The organism is Natrialba sp. PRR66, assembly GCF_034808065.1.
Lineage (GTDB): Archaea > Halobacteriota > Halobacteria > Halobacteriales > Natrialbaceae > Natrialba > Natrialba aegyptia.
In genome coordinates this window covers 310,482-326,935 of the sequence record NZ_JAXHGN010000003.1, presented here as the reverse complement: position 1 = coordinate 326,935, position 16,454 = coordinate 310,482, and the positions used below count along the sequence as shown (strand labels likewise).

The window sequence follows — 16,454 nt, the reverse complement described above, 5'->3', positions numbered from 1 at the left end:
CGGTGTTGGGATCGATGTCAGTCGTGGTAGCGGGTGAGTTCGATAGCTACGGCTGCGGTTCCTCTGTCTCGGCCTCAGCCTCAGTCTCGGTCGTCGTGTCGGCCCCGAGTTCAGGTTCAGGTTCAGGTTCAGATTCAGATTCAGGTTCGGGTTCGGCTTCGGGGTTGTCACCACCACTCCCGTTATTGTCACTATCGCGATCGCCATCACGATCGCGATCATGGTCATCACCAGTCGATCCCGTACGGATGATCGACCGGATGCGCTCGTGAAACGCCTCGAGCGAGTTGGTGTTTTCGACGACGACATCGGCGCGATCCATCGCATCGTCCATGCCGAAGCCGCGTTCACGTTCGTCGCGGGCGGCCAGCCCCTCCCCGCCGTCGGCTTCGCGGACGTCACGGCCGCGGGCATCGATGCGGTCGGCACGAACCTCGAACGGGGCTTCGATACTGATCAGCGTGAACGACTCGCCGAATCGCTCCTCGAACGTGTCGACTTCGGTATCCGAACGAATGCCATCGACCAGGACCGTCTCGTGGTTTTGCAAGCGGTCTTCGATCATGGGGAGCGAGCGCTCGGCGATGGCTGCCGGACCGTTCTCCTCGCGCAACGCCTGTGCGACCGTGCCGTGGTCTTTCGTCGGATCGAGACCGCGATCCGCCGTCTCCTGGCGGACGACATCGCCCATTGTCACGACCGGAATCCCATCCTCGCGTGCGACGGTGGCTGCCTCGCCCTTGCCACTGCCGGGAAGTCCCACCGTTCCGATGACGTGCATCGAGGAAACGTACCGGCGAGACGTGCATAAGGGCTGTGTTCGCCGACGCAAGATAGCCCGTGTCCGACGCCATCCAGAAGTTGTAGCTGCCGAAACTAGTTAGGACCGCGATAGTTTGTCCCCTACGGACTCGTTTCTTCCTCCTGAACTCGGTCGGTAGCACTCACAACTGCGCCGTTGAGGCAGTCTCGGAACAACAACGGAGGGAAAATTCGTTGCGTGAGTGAAACCAACACGCTCGGGGAAAACGAGTCGTTCTCGTGGATGGGACCATCGGTAATTCGTCTGAATCGGCATTGTTCGTCCAAACGGACGGTACGCATTATTTATCACTCCATCATCGGGTTCAGGTGCTGATATGACAGCACCAACCCTCAACAGGCGTCGGTTCACGGCAGCTCTTGGAGCCGGCATAGTTACAGCGGTCGCGGGCTGTAGCGACGACCAACAGGAAGACGATACCGGCGGTGACGACGGTATGGGCGGCGGCAATGGCGGCGGAGACGACGGTATGGGCGGCGGCAATGGCGGCGGTGACGACGGTATGGGCGGCGGCAATGGCGGGAACGGTCAGGAGGACACGGGCGGTGAAACGGGCGACGATGGCGGTATGGGAGCCGACGACGGCACCACCGACGGCACAGACGGCAACGAGACTGGCAACGGAGGAGACGGCAACGAGACGAACGAGTCCGACGAGGGCAACATGGACGGAACGACGGACGACACCGGCGGCGGCGATGAAACCGATACCGGTACCGGTACCGAAACGGACGACAGCGGATAGTCCCCTGACAGAGAGCCAGCCACCCTGAACGCAGACACCAGCACAGACCACACCAACCCCTTCCTTTTCGGTTCCCGATTCCGATCGTCCGACCCGCTCGGACCCATCAGTCAAAGGGTATAAATTGGCCTGACGAATACGGACGTGATGACGAACTCGTGGGCACGTAGCTCAGTCTGGACAGAGCGTCGGACTTCTATCCTCATTGGGATTGCAATGGGGGAAGCCATCCGATGGTCGTGGGTTCGAATCCCATCGTGCCCGTGCGAAAACTATCGGTTTTGGACTTCTATTCGAAAGTCCGTGTAGCGACGCCTACCGACCAAATTCGACACATTCGCGGTTCGATAGCCATCCTGAGAATCCGGATCCCGTTCAACAGTTGAACACCCCCCTCCGCCGGCTTGCGTTTTTCATTCTCGTACAGCACTGGGGGTGGTCAGCGTGACGACCGTCCCCTGGTCGCCCGTCGATCACTCGACATGCGAACACTGCGAAGCCCACGTTACCGATCAATTCCGTCGCGTCTTCGGTGACGACCAAGACCAGGCCCACCGGTGCAGCGAGTGTGATACTTACGCGCGGTTGAGCCGCGGGTCTGCAGCTGGCGTCGACGTTCCGGTCCCCGATCCGGAAACGTCGCCCGGCCGTCACGGAGGTGAGGCCGATGCGTAAGCCGGCGTTCGTTCCTGCGAGCCGGCTGTACGATATCGAGAGTCAGACGCCCATAGCCCATCCGGCCCACCAAGCGGCTGACGAAAAAGTTCGACAGGCTATCGAAAGCCGAGGTGAGTCGGCGTGAGCCGCCTGGTCGAATCCGACGAGTGCGAACGGTGCGGTGATCGGATTACCGGGCTTCGTCGTCTCTGCACGGACTGTACGCGCGATGTACGCGACGCGCGGGAGGGACCGCTATGAGTTCTCGAGTGTCAGCGCTGGAGAGTTCGAAAGCCAGCGGTGACGCGCTCGAGGCAGAACTGGTTCAGACGATCGACGCCCTGGAGTTCGTCGGTGATCGGACGGCCACCTGGCACGACGCCAGAACGACGAGTCTCCTCGAACCGGACGAGTCGCTGCCGTTCTACGGCATCGTTCTGGTCGAATCCGGGACACCGGTCGAAATCAAGGGCTGTCAGATCGAGACGAGCAATGGTGACCGCACGACGCGCGGGCGGTTCTACGTCAAGCGAGCCGCCCACGAGCAACTACTCGAAGCCGCCGGGATGTACCTGCTCGTCGTCTACCTGCCGCGGCCGGGACTACCCCAGGTCGCCCGCGCGATCGTACCAGCGACGATCGTCGATGAACTCCTGGCCGGGCGGTGGTACGAGGTTGGCGGGTCGCGTTCCGAACAGGAGGTCGCGAAACTCGCCTGGTCACACATCATCGATCCGGCGGGTGTCGACCCGTCGACGACGGTCGGTGATCGACGATGAGTTCCGGCCTCGAGCACGCCGATCGGGACCTCGCCGCTGAACTCGAAAGTCCTGCAGCCGGCCAGGTTGGGATTCCCGTCGACGCGATTTGCACTGGCTGTGGGCAAATTCGGGTGAAACGTGCGACGCTCAAAACCGTTCGTGAGTCAAGCACCACTACTGACCCGACTGAACTTGAGGTTCCTGACCTCACTTCATTCAAGCACGTCTGTCACCGCTGTCAGACCGCGACGTGGTGGAATCCTGTGGCAGTCCTCTCGGGACTGCTCGAACGCGAGGGAGGTGAGTAGCGGTGTCACAAGTCGAGACGACGCCGCACGAGAGCGAAGGCCGGTGGAAGTGGCCCGACTGGGGCCGCGGTCCCTACGACGCGCTGTCGTCAGTGATGCTCGGACCGCCCTTCGAGGGATACCTCGAACTGGATACGGAGATCGACGGCGAGCCCTGGCACGTCAAAGTCAGTTACAGCAAGTCCGGGTTCGCACCGCGGCTGTCCGACGGGATCAACGCGGAACGGCTCTACGAGTGGGATATTGTGGGCCGTGGGCGCGGTGAGAGCAAGGCGTCGTTCAATATCTCACCGCGGTTCCCGAACATGCGCCACTGGGAAACTGGCGACCCGGTGAACCTGCCCTGGGAAAATCAGGTCGGCGAAGTCGACGGCGTTGACGTCGAGTTCCACACGAGTAACATCGAACCCGAGCGTGGGCTCGAGCTGCTGCCGGAGTTCTTCGCGGCGATCTTCGACGAGGCGAACGAGCGCATTCATTCAGAGTATTTCCGAACGGACCCCCACGAAGCCAGCCGGATGTGGGCGTACGAGCGATATGTCCGTATTCGTCGCGAATGGGCCGAGAAACTGTCTTCGGCCGGTGTTCTGCAGAAAATCGCGCTGCACCTTTCGGACCTGGAGGGAGTCAAAGCCGAGCTGCACATCGACAACGAGGAAGTGATCAACCACCAGAACCGGCTGATACTGAACCCCGCCTCGGCGAAAGAACTCTTCCCGAGTCACACCTACGGCCGCAAGTTCGAGATCTACCAGCTGGCCGATCCGGATGCGGTTTCGAAAGACCACCCGTCGTACCACCCGAAGGTGGAGGTACTGGTAAACAAGAAGATGAACGACGGCGAGGCATGGGCATGGGCCGATCGGCACGAGGTTACCGAGCAGATTGAAGAGACGCTACTGAACGCGCTGCACTGGGAAGATATCCCGCTCGGACCGGACGGTAACGGTGTCTACATTGCCGACGATCATTTCGACGCGGTCGCTCGAGAGGAGTCCATTGAACTCTACGACGATCCCACGCCGCGGCTCGAGGCGAAGAGCGAGCACCTGCTCATGACGACGCTGCAGGACATGGGCGAGACACCGCGGGAAGTGACTGAGACGGTCGCCACCGATGGCGGTTCCACTGTCGATGAACTCGCCGAACAACTCGGCAAGCACCCCGCGACGATCTACCGCGCGATCCAGGACCTCGGCGAGATCTTCGAACTCGACCAGGGTGACGTATCGTTCCGAGTGCGGAAGTACCGCGAGGAGTTACGCGCGCTCGTCGAGTCGGCCGAGTACGCGATCGAGAGTTTCGCCGATCGGATTCAGCACGTGATGGGCCTGGCCGATCACGTCGCCGAGTCCTCGCCCTTCCAGCAGTGGCTCGCCGAGAACGGCGCTGAACTCGAATACGACCAAAACGGAAATCCGAAGAAGCTCCGTATCGACGCGGTTCTCTCGCTGCTGAAAGGCGATAGCTTCGAGAACGCCCGCCAGGTTGCACAGGAGGCGATAGACGCCTGGCGGCACTCAGGGAACGACGTAGTGCAGTTCAGTAAGGTGTCGATGGTCTGGCGGGCACCTGGCGGCGGGAAAGACAGCCACCGCGTGGGTTCGATCGCCGACTGGTAGAACAGTCCTCGTGAGTGACAACACTCTCTCGACACTTCTTTTCAGCAACTCAGTTTGTATTCTATCGGTGACTGTCCAGTTCTGGTTGTAGTCCTCGGCTCGAGGCCGGGGCTGGCAGCCCGATCGCGCCGCACCGCATGCGGGTCGGTTTCGCGCTGCGCGCGAAACGCCCCTTGACGGGTGTCCCCAAGGGGACAACGCCAAAAAATTACAACGCCCCCGCCCCTCCTCCGCACGATCTCCAGTTGAAACACACGAAATGAGGGGAAAGTCCCGATGCTATTGTTCCTGCAAAATGACCTACTAGGATTTTGTTTCTATTTCGGTTACCGAAGATAAAGCGTGACAGATTCGCTCAGTACACCTGTATTGTGTGAAAGATTAAATTCCACATTAGCTGTTTCTCGTCTATTTCGATCGTGGCGGAATTCAAGTTGTAGATCCTGTCTTGAATTATCGTCTACTATTACTGTTTTAGAAAACTCCGAGTTGACAAACTCCTCACCGGTTCGCACATCTTTTCCAACCACCCCCTCTGGTAGTTTCATAGACACATCTATCGTATACTCCACCTCTCCTTCATTTTTGATCTCAAACATCAAAGGAGTTCGTTGGCCCGAGTAGTCAGAATAGATTTTTACCTGTTCCGGTAGCAGATTCGTAGAGAGGTTTCTAGACAACCGAAAGGTGGGCAGACCGATAGTCCAGAATGCGCCACCCATGATAAGTGTGGGAATGAATGGGAGGAGCAGGTTTAAATAATTGACCACTGTTTCCAACCAGCGTTGAGAGGTATAGTCCGTAATAACATTGGCCAAATAATCCGGTGATGTGCTCACTATTATGTGGAAGACAAAGTAAATGAAGGAAAGAGAAACAATGAATAGAGTATTCTCTGACCAATTCTTAAGATTATTTAAATATGGAGATTGTATTTCAGAAAGTTGGTTGAATGCATAGTATGTTATCAATAATAATAAATGTGAAGTGGTAATGATAACGAAGACTATTCCAACACTGCTGTTGACATAATATTCACTATTTGACACACCCATGATTCCAAGGACAACTACAAGGGTAGATAGGAGAAATTGTACCTCAAACCGAATGCTTCGATCCATCCTCAATCGATATAATATTCTTCGTACAGCTCAGATAGGAATTCGAACGCCTCTCCAACAATATTGACACCGACTAACTGGCCTTTTTTCTTAACACTAAGACGGCCATAGTCATCGGTATATCCCACATTAAATGTAAAGTCTGTATCTCGATATTCAAACTCCCCTTTAATTCTAGATATTCTCCCACCTTCGTTTTCAGTAAGTTCAGTCACCTGATCATTGTCAAAGATATCGTCCCATCCCTCCAAATTTGCTCTGCGGAGCTCTCCAGACATTAGCTTAATCTTCACCTCATCAATGTAAAGGATATCTGGGCCATCATCATCATCAGAATAATCTGGAAGATTTCGTTGTTGTCTAATATCATTTAGGGATGAGCGGAGATCTGAAACAAAATCACGGACAGTTTCGTTCGCTTCAGCAGGATCGTCTATATTGTCTAATGTTACAGGTTCGAGATCAAAGCCAATTGATTCAAAAGCAGTTCGTAATTCCCCCACCTTTCCATAGTTATCACCTGTCATGTAGAGATGGTCGCTATCAAGATCAATTTCAAAACCGAAGTCGTATGTTCTTTCAAGGGATTGTAACCTTCTCAGAGCATCTAGTCTGAATGTTTGTGTTTTCGTCCAATAAATACCCGAAACAACTTCCTGATTAGCTTCTTCTACCTTAAATCCGCCCTCATCCAGACCATTTTCATTCAAGGACGCTTCATTTCTAAGAAGCTTGTTTTTTATCTCCTCATGCCTTGGTTGATCAGTTAGTAGTTCAATATTGTCAATTTTTAGCACATAGTGTCCTAAAGGGGCTTTTTCCCGTCGGGCCTTCGAAAATCGCTGTTTCAAATCTTCAAACTGCTCATCGTTCCAAGAGACAGAAAGCAGTGCTTCAATTAGTTCGTCCTTTTTCCGTGAAGTGATAGACAATTCTGGACGCTGGTCGATAATATCCCTAATCTCTCCGATGGGGAAATCTTCACTTCTAAGAATGTTCTCAATCTTCTCCATATCCGCTGTCATGTATCCTCATTATCTAAGGACCATATATGATTTACCTAGATAGCTCCCCGGGGTTGCACGTCAACAAAATCGGTTTCCCGAATATGCACACGAGATCGAGCAGGCCGTGTGCATATTGCGCGCCGATCGACGCTGCGAGACGTGACTCTTCTCTGCTGAACCGACAGATTCGGCCGGTTTTGGGCCGATATGGGCCGCTCAGTGAGTCGAAAAACTAGGGTCTCGGGGTCGTGTGTACGAGCATGCGAATCCGAACCGACGGCGATTATGCGTACCGACGAACCGCAATCGAACGCGCAGAGGACTTCTACGACTGCAACAGGACGAAAGCAGTCGTGAGTGCGTGCGATGACGTGCCTCACTTCGTCCGAGCTGCACGCCAGGTGCTCGCCCGTGATGATCTAATGCTTGAGCAACGCCAGAAGATGGCTGAAACCTTACCAACAAGAGTTGTAAATCTCAATATTGGCGATCAAGTTATTATCAACACAGACTGACAGCAGTTCGCAACTATAGTTCCCAAACACCAAAACTGAATTAATGGTAGCAGGATCGCATACCGAAATTGTAACTACTGGGTTTATCTGTTGTCGATGAAATTGACTATTCAACGGAGCTAGAAGGATGATCTCAGTTCAGTTTTATGGAGTGCTCGCTACCACAGCAAGTATATTTGTCGGTATTTTGACTGCATATCTTGTAACACGGCTTTCTGACTTAAAATCAGAAAGAGCACGTCTTAGACGGAGAATCGAGTCAATCGATGCTGAGCTCAGAGTATTAAGAAGCCGCCACGGTTTCCGTATGGATTGGTTAGAAGAGACCGAGAATCGGTGGGAACAGGAATCTGCTGAAGAGAACGTTGATAATTTCATTGAATTTAATGTTGGTGATGAATGGGACCCTCATCCTGACGACGTTTCTGTCGGTGATGCGATTGATGGAATGTTGGAACATAGAGATATGACTGAAGAAGATCTAATACAACATCATCTGGATACGGTTGAAGAAAGATGGGACGAGATAATTGATAAGATCCAACCACGGGATCCATTTCTTTTAAGTTCCAATATATCTGATGCGGTGATCGAAAGTGATGCGTATACTGCAGCAGGCTGGATCACAGATGCATTGTGGGAAATATATGACCGAGAAAAATACAATTCGAATAATGCGGAGGTGATGAATATTCGACGGAAAGCTAGCCAGTTGGAAAGTGAAAGAGATGTTTTAGTAGAACAATATGAGACGCTAAATCCAAAACAACTTAACGAAGGTATCAGAGCGACTATTGTCCCAATTACGCTCTCTGTAATACTACCTATTTTTGTTAGATTCCTTCATGAACTTGGATGGGTAATAACTGTTCCCTCTATATTGGCTTTTATTGAACCTATAATTGTTCTGATTGCCTGGTTTATTGGCTTCTTCTGGACATTGTATTTTGTGTGGGAGAGAATATCAAATGGGGATGATGAACTTCCCAACTCTCCACTTTCACAGGAAAGCCTTGGTGAGTAGGTCATCTTCCACCGAGATAGAGTATTGTTTATTATAGCTGTCTGCAAAGCTTTGGATCAAAAGATAGAGCCAATCGATATTTTCGCCTGTTGAGTACCACGGTGATCTCCGCCACCGTGCCACCGGAGTAGCGGGAGATCGCACGAACGAACCATCTTGTCCTGGAGGATTGTCAGCCCCGATCGCCCATGTGGTCGGTAGACGACGAAACAGTACCAGCCGTCGTGTCGCCGTAGTTTCTCGTGGTACTCGCGATAGACCTTCCAGTTTCCGGGCTGACCGTTCGAATGCTCGTGCATCGTCGATTTGATCTCAACGGGTGTGCCGTTGCCGAATCTGGCGTCGTGCCAGCTGGCACGCTCGAGTTCAAACCGACGCTTTTCAGCCACCCGTTTCTCGACGATCGTCCCGAAATGGTTCGCTCGCTTCGAGCGGTTCACGCAGACCACGCGCGTCGCGCGCCACTATATATACTGCGCCGGCCGAGATTCGAGTGAGGCGAGCGACGCGATGGGCCGCGGGGACGCGGTCCTGTCGGACCGCGCCGCCCATAACTACAGGGGGGTCGCTTACGCTTTACAGGTTGACACCCCGACGCCCTCATGCGATCACCTGTTCGACCGTGTTAACCCAGTCTGCCTTCTTCCCGCCTTTATCGATGTCTTTCCACCAATTCGAGACGGTAGCGTGGCTGTAGGGAACGAACTCGGCGGTTTCGCGGGCCGACATTCCCTGCCGACGGCACTCTTCCATCGTCCAGGCGGCGACGCGTTTCACGTCTTCCTCGGCGATTGCATCGCCGTCCTTGCCGCCTTCGGGTGCTTCCCAAGACCAATCGGCTTCGTCCTGCGTGTGAAAGTTCCAGTCGGTCGGCGGGATGCCTTCGAGCGGCCGCGGATCGACGTCGACGAGTTTCCCGCCCGAGACGCGATCGGCGACGACCGCGGTCTTCTGCGAGGTCTTTTTGATAATCGTGCCGACGCGCCACAGCAGCGGGTGAATCGACGATTCGTCGTGTCCGATATAGATGAGCGCGCCGCCGTACTTGCGGATCTTGAACACCAGCGGCCCCATCATCTGGCGGACTTTGTGCCCGTCTGCACCCGTCCCCGAAGCGTTCGTGCTGAACTCATCGCCGATGAATAGCTTCGGTTGCTGCGAGTTCGTCACCGGGTCGCCGTCCTGCTGCACCCACTCCTCGAGCAGCGGGTAGTGAGGAATCCAGCCGTCTTCCACACTGCCGTCGTCTTTCACCCAGCTATCGATTCGGTCCAGCGTTCGAATGTTGCTGCCGACGAGTAGATCACCGTCGACCCAGCGCTCACGGAGCTGGCCCAACAGCCCAGCAAAGTCGGTCTTCCCCGCGCCCATCTCGCCGAGCAGGACGATCACCGGCGCGGGCCCGGCGACGATCTCCTGCAGCCGGGTGACCGCTTTGATTCCTGCGAGATCGGCCTGTTGACTTGGGTCGCCGATGTAGTGTTTGAGCGTCACCGTGTCCCCGTTCTCGAGCGCCTGGCATGCAGTGTGGCCACCTTCGGCCTGGAGGATCTGCCTGTTCTTGCGGACGCTGAGGTAGTCCTTCGCGGCCTTGGCTCGCCACCGATCGGGATCGTGGTGCAGCGCCCGCACGGTGAGTTGGCGGTCAATCTGGTTGTCTCGAACGAATCCCGAGTGTGGCAGTACCTCGTCGGGGTCGGGCTCGAGGTTGTTCCGCTGGTACTCGCGAAAGCCGCCGACCGTGTAGTTGTCCTGCTCGTCACTCATCGGTGCCTCCATCGGTTGCTGCCGTGCTTGGTTGCTTGGTCGGGACTGGCGTTCGTGGGCCGTGTTCGTCGGTGTACTCGGTGACGTACTCGGTCATGTCCTGAATTTCGTCTATATCACGCTGTTCGGCGTCGTCTTTGGCCGATTCGAAGTGATCTTTGACTGTGGTTCTCGGGTTCATCAGCCCGCGTTCGTCGGCTTCCGCTTCCTCGTTGATCACGTCGCGCTGAATCTCGAGCCCCATTTTACTGATTCGGCCACGGAGCCGATTGTACTCGAGAAAGGCGTCGACGAGGTCGCCGTGAATGTCCTCGAGCATGGCTTTCGTCGTGACGAGTTTCGAATCCGCGAGTTGGCTGAAGTAACACCCGCGCACGACCAGTTGGTCCGTGTCCTCGTGATAGGTGAACTCGCGCACCTCGTAGGCGTCACCGTCGTTGCAGACGTATGGAGACGGCCCTTCGACAGTCTTCTCGGCCCACACTTCAGGTGCGACGTAGAGTTTCCGGCGTGTGTCGTCGACGCCGTTGATGTGGTACACTTGCTCCATGTGCCGGTTACGGAGCTTTCGAGCACCGGTGATGAACAGCCCGAGCAGCGGCGGTCCTAAGAGTAGCATCGCCGCGAAGATCCCTTTGGCAACCGGTGGGATTCCCGGAATCTCAGGACGAATCCAGATGAGCGCCGCGCCGAGTGAGACTGCAAGGCCGACGACGAGCAGTTGGCCTTCCGCGAGCAGGTAGGTCAACCGGTCGGACCACGAGCCGAACGTGCCGCTCGTGTCTCCGCTCATGCTTCGATCACTCCGTTCTTCTCACTCCTGATGACGTATGCGGCCCCGAGGGCTGCGAGTCCGGTCGTCATGATAACGCCGGTAAATAGCCCAGACTCACCGCCAAACGTGCGGAACGGATTCGATTCGGCCGTGCCCACACTTACAAACGCGCCGGTCTCCTGCTGGAGTGACCGCCGTGTCGCGATTGCAATGCCTGCACCCTGCCGATCGGTGACCGGCATTGTGACTGTGTTCGATCCCTCGTCTAACTCTGTCTCTTGGTAATTGAAGTTCCCTGTGCCCTCCTCGAAATCGCCGGCTTCAGTCATGGAGACCTTCGTTTCCGAGTCTGTCTCGATCTCGATTGTGAACATTCCTGGCTGGTATTCCCAGTCGGTGATTCGTGTCTCGCTGTCGATCTCCTGCATGTAGTCGTCGGTCGTCTCCACTGCAGTCTCGTTGTCCTGGTTGCTCGCGTTGCCGGGGTCCTCCTGCGCCGCAATCGGGACGGTCGCCGCGCCCATGCCCATCGTCAGGGCTACTGCTACGACGAGAGAAAACGAAAGAATCCGATTCATGATTACTCACCCAGGAACGGCAGCGCATTGCTCAGGACTGCGGCAACGACCGTCACGACGGTGAGGAGCAGAACCGCAAGTCCGACAAGCATCCCACCGTCTGCATCTCCCAAGCCAAAACTGGGGAATCCGAACAGTCCATCGTCGACGCCGGCTTCCCGTTGCATCCGCCGCTGTTCCTCACGAATCTGTTCTAACTGCTCCTGAATCGACTCGATGTCAGCAGGATCGTATTCCGATGACGGTTCGGGCTCGACAGTATCGACCTCGTTCCCATCGCTATCGGTAGCCTCGAGGATAGTGAACGGCTGATTGATTTCGGTGAAATCTGTTTCCTCCGTCGCCTCACCGTTCTCATCCTCAGTGATCGACGTATAACGCATCATCACTGCGAAATCCAGTGAGTCCGGATCGTAGGTCGATCCAACGTCGAACCCACCGTCTGGGGCCTCGGTTGAGTAGATCGACCCGGTGACCTCAATCCCATCACTCTCGAGACGGATATCCATCGGCTCCTCTGTGCGTGGAATACCAAGCATTCCAGCAGCGGTCGCCCCAGCGAACGCCTCATCATCTACCTTGTTCTTGAACTCGAGATACGCAGTCGTCGGATCGACAACGTCACCGAGATCAATATCACCCGGATCATAATGCGCATACATGTCCGTCACCAATTCGTTCAGCTCACCGTAAACGGAGTTCCGCGCCGCAGCGAGCTCGTCAAAGGCGGAATCATACCGACCCATTTCGAGGACGATATTGCTCTCATCAATATCTTCAAAGATCGGCTCACCGTCCTCCGTTTGAGAATAGAAGCCGACAAACGAATACAGTGCACCATCCGGACTAAGATCAGAGTTCAAATCAACAAAGTCAGGATACACCGTCATACCCGAATTACTCCCCGACTGGGAGTATTCAGGGACACTCACGTTATACGTCGAACCGTCGGCCAATTCGACATCGACACTGTACTCATCACCGAGATAATCCAGCTCCGACACATACAGATCACCAGCAGCCACGTCATCCTCGAACTCTTCGCGAGTCCCACGATACGCCCAGAGCACATCACTACCTTCAGCCACCTCGTGCTCATTCAGCCGTGCAACATACTGACTATACTGGTCACAGTGCGTCTGATAATGCTTTAAGAGGTCTTCCTGAACACCTGCCACATGAGCATCAATCGCATCAGCCATATTGTTCTCGGCTTCCTCTTGGCTGACCTCATCGTTAAGGGACTCAGCAACCGCTTTCATTCCCTTCGGGAGCAGGACGTTCTCGACGAACTCTGTCAGGTTCTCCAGCGACGAGAGCCCGATCTCGAAGGTCTCTTTCATTCGGACAGCTCCCTCTTCAACGGCTTTCCGAAGCGCGTTTGCGCCCGTGTAATGGTCGTAGTCGTTACTGTCTCCCAGGAAATGTGCCATCGCCACCGTACCAATAGGCCCAGAGACGAGCCCAGCAGCAGCAACAGCTGTAGCATCCGACTTATCATCCCAGTGAATCGGCTCGAAATCGACAGCAGCCGCTCTTCCAACTGGTGAGTGATTCGGTGCCAGTTCCGTCGTTCCGGCCCCAGCCGAAACGAGAACGCCCGACGTAACTGCCAGTCGTCGCATCGCTTCCCGGCGAGTTACCCCTGAGGCGTGGGCTGTGGGCTGTTGTGGGCCGCACTCGGATTCGGGCGTGTCTGAAGCCGCCACTCAGATCACCCCCAGGGCGGCCAGCAGCGTTCCTAGCAGGAGCCCGAGAACCAGGCCCCCGATCCACTCTTGGGTCTTGGATAGATTGTTGAACATTGTCTGAACCTCTCTACTTGTAGGCGATCAGGTAGAAGGCGGCTCCGTTCAGGAAAACGGTGAACCAGCCGACGTACCACATCGATTCGAGCGTGACTGCAACCGCCGGCACGAGCGCCCCGAGAACGTTCAGCAGGACTGCTAACAGCATCACGACCGTTTCCACGTCCGTGTAGTCTGCGGGCGTATTCTCGTTGGTCAGCCAGCCGATCACCAATACCCCCATCGAAATGACGAACGCGTAGGTGATCTCCGTTCCGTGGGCCGCATAGAGCGCATCCGTGAGCGCCAGGTTCAGCGGCTCGCCGAACTCGAGCGTGCCGACCGCCCCGATCGAGAACGACGCCAGGACGAAGATCGGCGCGAGGATACTGTCTGTGAGGTCGATGCCGTCTTCCCGACGAATCGTGTCAGGAACGTACTTCTGCGGTAGGCTCAGAGCCATACGCATGCCCGGATTCTCGGCGTCACAGTAGTCCTACGGAATACCTCGGTGAAACCTAGGGATACCAACTTTTATGAGAAGGCGGGTTGCCCGCCGGGTATGGCACTGAACAAACTGCGGCAGTTAGACCAAGACTCAGCCGGCATTACGCTTCCAAAAGACGATCTCCGAATTGAGGGACTGCTCGACGAAAATGGATTTGTGGACGGCGAGCACCACGTCCATATTCGCCACGTTGGTGAGGGAGAATGGCAACTTGAACTCGTTGATACAATTGGTACGTAATCAAGCGGAGATTGTGATTATATATCGACTGTTTCAAAATCTATATCTAAAAGGCGGAATTTTCTCGTATCTTCTTCTGGACTACAAATCATTGTGCAGTTCTCTTCAGTGCATGCGCGTATTATAGAGTTCTCAATATCACTGTTGGCTGCACTATCTAATCCTAAATTTATAGTTTTTACATTACAATTATCAATCCACCTTAATGTCTCTAAAGAACTTATTTGATCCGTCTCTTCTGCTCTAAACACATATTCAGAAGGTAATATGAAGGTGATATTTGGTCTATTCGTTGAGGATAATCCTCCAAAGGCACGGCGGAGTTTTTCTAAAGCATGATCTGATATGTATTTTCCACCATCTACATCTTCTATTTCTTGGATGATACTATTTATCATTGAGAAGGTTGGTAAGGCATCTCGGTTTGAACACAAAGATAACAAGATTGAATCGTCATCTGTTGATTTCATAATCTCATTATCTCGGATTTTTTCTTGTATGAGCTGTTCCGGATCTTTTTCTACAAGGTCATCTTCGATAGGAGTGTCTTGTAAAACATCAATTACTTCCTCATATTTAGTTGGACCATTTTGGGAAAGATAATCCTCAAGAAAATCCCAATAGGAATTCCGGTGATCTTTTTCTGAGAATCCACTTAGAGACTCAATTTGGTCAACATTTATCCCCATTAATGAGGAAATATTCATTAAATATTTATCACTCGTGAATAAGGTACCTTTTTCAGGGACAGAATCTAAAATAGATAGATCAGTAATCCCGGTATTCTTTTGAATAGAATTATCAATTGACTCGGGTATAGGCTCAAATTCTATATCAAAGAACCCAATCTTATCCATCATATCTATGATGGTCAGGTTTTTAATTCCCTGTTTCGATGCATTTCGTGTTTGTGAATTATTAGAATCTTTATGTCGATTTATCTCACAGAGCACTTGCCACGGGATGATGAATCTACTACCATACACTAATGGGTTTGTTAATATGAATTCCGAGATAGAATTATAATCCACATTCGGTTTCTGTCGATATACAGAGTTTGTATCTAAAACCCATTCACGATTTAGCAATACCTGTTTTGGGGATGGTTCTGAATAATATAACTCGCTTTCAGTACCAAGTGTCTCATCCAAAGCTATGGATATCTCTGGTATTAAGCGATCAAACACCTGGTATTCATTATTGGTTGCGTGTGAGAGAGTAATCTCAATACTATCACCAGCTTTCTGAAAATCAGCAAAGAATTTCGGTTCAAACATGACTTTTAAAAGCTCATCTGACTCATCTATTTCATATTCTAATTGATCGCCAACAATATCATGGTTATCGAATGTTTCTTCAATCGCATCTCTAATTGCACTTGAAGGTATATCAATATCCTCAATAAAATCAAACCGATATCTTCGTGAATTAGTGAACTCAATGTTGTCCTTTGTAGCAATCAACACGTCCCCATCGAAATCATTCTTCATCAACGGTCCATGTGCCTGAGTATCAGAAAGAGAATATTCATAGTTCTTACCAGTCATCATATATTTTTCATCAACAATATGCTCTTTAATCCGATTCTTTTGTTCATCCGTGGTAGATGTATGATATGTGCATATATGAATTGATTGTGGGACATGAATCTCTCCATCAAACGGACATATGTCTATTAGATCTGGTAATTCCCCTAAAAGAGCATCCGAAACGGTCCTCAATTTAACTCTAGAGAACGGTGTCGATATCTTGGAAAATTCACCATTTTCTGTGATAGAAACGATTATATCACTTATACCACATCCAATGATAATATCACTATCAGAGAACCGGTGATTGTTTATATGGTTTATTGATGATATATACTCCCTGAGGCCCTCATAGTTTTTTAGAGAGTCACTGATCGGGTTATCACCATCTATATCTGATGGTGTAATATCACTAAATAAGCCATAATGAAAATCCCCCATTCTATCCAAGCAATAGTGTAAAGAGAAAAATAGAGGATAGAGTTCTTTATCTACCTCAAAATTCGATTTGCTCTCACATTTAAAAACCATATTTTGATCGATTCCATTAAATGATAACATAACAGCATCCCCACCAGTAACATCTAAATCATCCATTTTCTCTTCAGAAAGGAATACTTTATGTTGATTGGCGAATGAAACTGTATAGTCCATAATCAGACATAATATTAGAATGTCTTAATAATA

At 52.7% G+C, this 16,454-nt stretch carries 18 protein-coding genes and 1 tRNA gene; 9 read left to right on the top strand and 10 right to left on the bottom strand.

Annotated elements, in window-relative coordinates:
- Positions 1–46: 46 nt before the first annotated feature.
- A complete protein-coding gene (locus SM755_RS12070; RefSeq protein WP_323172879.1) occupies positions 47–781 on the bottom strand; it encodes an AAA family ATPase in 735 nt (244 codons plus the stop codon).
- A gap of 358 nt (positions 782–1,139) precedes the next feature.
- Between SM755_RS12070 and SM755_RS12065 the strand changes: the two genes are divergently transcribed.
- From SM755_RS12065 to SM755_RS12040, 6 genes are all read left to right on the top strand, one after another.
- A complete protein-coding gene (locus SM755_RS12065) occupies positions 1,140–1,568 on the top strand; it encodes a hypothetical protein (protein WP_323172878.1) in 429 nt (142 codons plus the stop codon).
- Positions 1,569–1,728: 160 nt separating this feature from the next.
- Positions 1,729–1,832 (top strand) — tRNA-Arg (locus SM755_RS12060).
- Between the two features lie 171 nt (positions 1,833–2,003).
- Positions 2,004–2,243, top strand: coding sequence for a hypothetical protein (locus tag SM755_RS12055; protein WP_323172877.1), 240 nt, complete (start codon positions 2,004–2,006; stop codon positions 2,241–2,243).
- Between the two features lie 239 nt (positions 2,244–2,482).
- Positions 2,483–3,004, top strand: a complete 522-nt coding sequence (locus SM755_RS12050; protein WP_323172876.1) for a hypothetical protein — start codon at positions 2,483–2,485, stop codon at positions 3,002–3,004.
- Positions 3,001–3,294, top strand: a complete 294-nt coding sequence (locus tag SM755_RS12045) for a hypothetical protein (RefSeq protein ID WP_323172875.1) — start codon at positions 3,001–3,003, stop codon at positions 3,292–3,294. Before SM755_RS12050 ends, SM755_RS12045 begins: the two co-directional genes overlap by 4 nt.
- Before the next feature lie 2 nt (positions 3,295–3,296).
- Positions 3,297–4,916 carry a DNA-binding protein gene (locus SM755_RS12040; RefSeq protein ID WP_323172874.1) on the top strand — a complete coding sequence of 540 codons (1,620 nt, stop codon included), beginning with the start codon at positions 3,297–3,299 and terminating at the stop codon, positions 4,914–4,916.
- A gap of 326 nt (positions 4,917–5,242) precedes the next feature.
- On the opposite strand, the gene SM755_RS12035 is transcribed toward SM755_RS12040, so the two are convergent.
- Positions 5,243–5,755, bottom strand: coding sequence for a hypothetical protein (locus tag SM755_RS12035; protein WP_323172873.1), 513 nt, complete (start codon positions 5,753–5,755; stop codon positions 5,243–5,245).
- 284 nt (positions 5,756–6,039) lie between these two features.
- A complete protein-coding gene (locus tag SM755_RS12030; RefSeq protein WP_323172872.1) occupies positions 6,040–7,062 on the bottom strand; it encodes a hypothetical protein in 1,023 nt (340 codons plus the stop codon).
- Positions 7,063–7,304: 242 nt separating this feature from the next.
- Between SM755_RS12030 and SM755_RS12025 the strand changes: the two genes are divergently transcribed.
- A complete protein-coding gene (locus SM755_RS12025) occupies positions 7,305–7,559 on the top strand; it encodes a hypothetical protein (RefSeq protein ID WP_323172871.1) in 255 nt (84 codons plus the stop codon).
- 127 nt (positions 7,560–7,686) lie between these two features.
- Positions 7,687–8,583, top strand: a complete 897-nt coding sequence (locus SM755_RS12020; protein ID WP_323172870.1) for a hypothetical protein — start codon at positions 7,687–7,689, stop codon at positions 8,581–8,583.
- A 56-nt stretch (positions 8,584–8,639) separates the two neighbouring features.
- Here the strand turns inward: SM755_RS12020 and SM755_RS12015 are convergent, their stop codons facing one another.
- The 6 genes from SM755_RS12015 to SM755_RS11990 all read right to left on the bottom strand — a co-directional run bounded on the left by SM755_RS12015 (position 8,640) and on the right by SM755_RS11990 (position 13,953).
- Positions 8,640–9,023, bottom strand: coding sequence for a hypothetical protein (locus SM755_RS12015; protein WP_323172869.1), 384 nt, complete (start codon positions 9,021–9,023; stop codon positions 8,640–8,642).
- Positions 9,024–9,183: 160 nt separating this feature from the next.
- On the bottom strand, positions 9,184–10,350 hold the full coding sequence (locus SM755_RS12010; RefSeq protein WP_323172868.1) for a hypothetical protein: 1,167 nt from the start codon (positions 10,348–10,350) through the stop codon (positions 9,184–9,186).
- Positions 10,343–11,143 carry a hypothetical protein gene (locus SM755_RS12005; RefSeq protein WP_323172867.1) on the bottom strand — a complete coding sequence of 267 codons (801 nt, stop codon included), beginning with the start codon at positions 11,141–11,143 and terminating at the stop codon, positions 10,343–10,345. Before SM755_RS12005 ends, SM755_RS12010 begins: the two co-directional genes overlap by 8 nt.
- The gene (locus tag SM755_RS12000) at positions 11,140–11,703 is read right to left on the bottom strand and encodes a hypothetical protein (RefSeq protein ID WP_323172866.1); all 564 of its coding nucleotides are present in this window, start codon (positions 11,701–11,703) and stop codon (positions 11,140–11,142) included. Before SM755_RS12000 ends, SM755_RS12005 begins: the two co-directional genes overlap by 4 nt.
- 2 nt (positions 11,704–11,705) lie before the next feature.
- Entirely contained in the window at positions 11,706–13,412 is a 1,707-nt protein-coding gene (locus tag SM755_RS11995) for a hypothetical protein (protein ID WP_323172865.1), read from the bottom strand.
- A 109-nt stretch (positions 13,413–13,521) separates the two neighbouring features.
- Positions 13,522–13,953, bottom strand: a complete 432-nt coding sequence (locus SM755_RS11990; RefSeq protein WP_323172864.1) for a hypothetical protein — start codon at positions 13,951–13,953, stop codon at positions 13,522–13,524.
- 99 nt (positions 13,954–14,052) lie between these two features.
- Here SM755_RS11990 and SM755_RS11985 point away from each other — a divergent pair, with 99 nt between their 5' ends.
- Positions 14,053–14,238 carry a hypothetical protein gene (locus SM755_RS11985; RefSeq protein WP_323172863.1) on the top strand — a complete coding sequence of 62 codons (186 nt, stop codon included), beginning with the start codon at positions 14,053–14,055 and terminating at the stop codon, positions 14,236–14,238.
- A gap of 17 nt (positions 14,239–14,255) precedes the next feature.
- On the opposite strand, the gene SM755_RS11980 is transcribed toward SM755_RS11985, so the two are convergent.
- Positions 14,256–16,421 (bottom strand): hypothetical protein, encoded by a 2,166-nt coding sequence (locus SM755_RS11980; RefSeq protein WP_323172862.1) that lies wholly within the window; start codon positions 16,419–16,421, stop codon positions 14,256–14,258.
- Positions 16,422–16,454 lie beyond the last annotated feature (33 nt).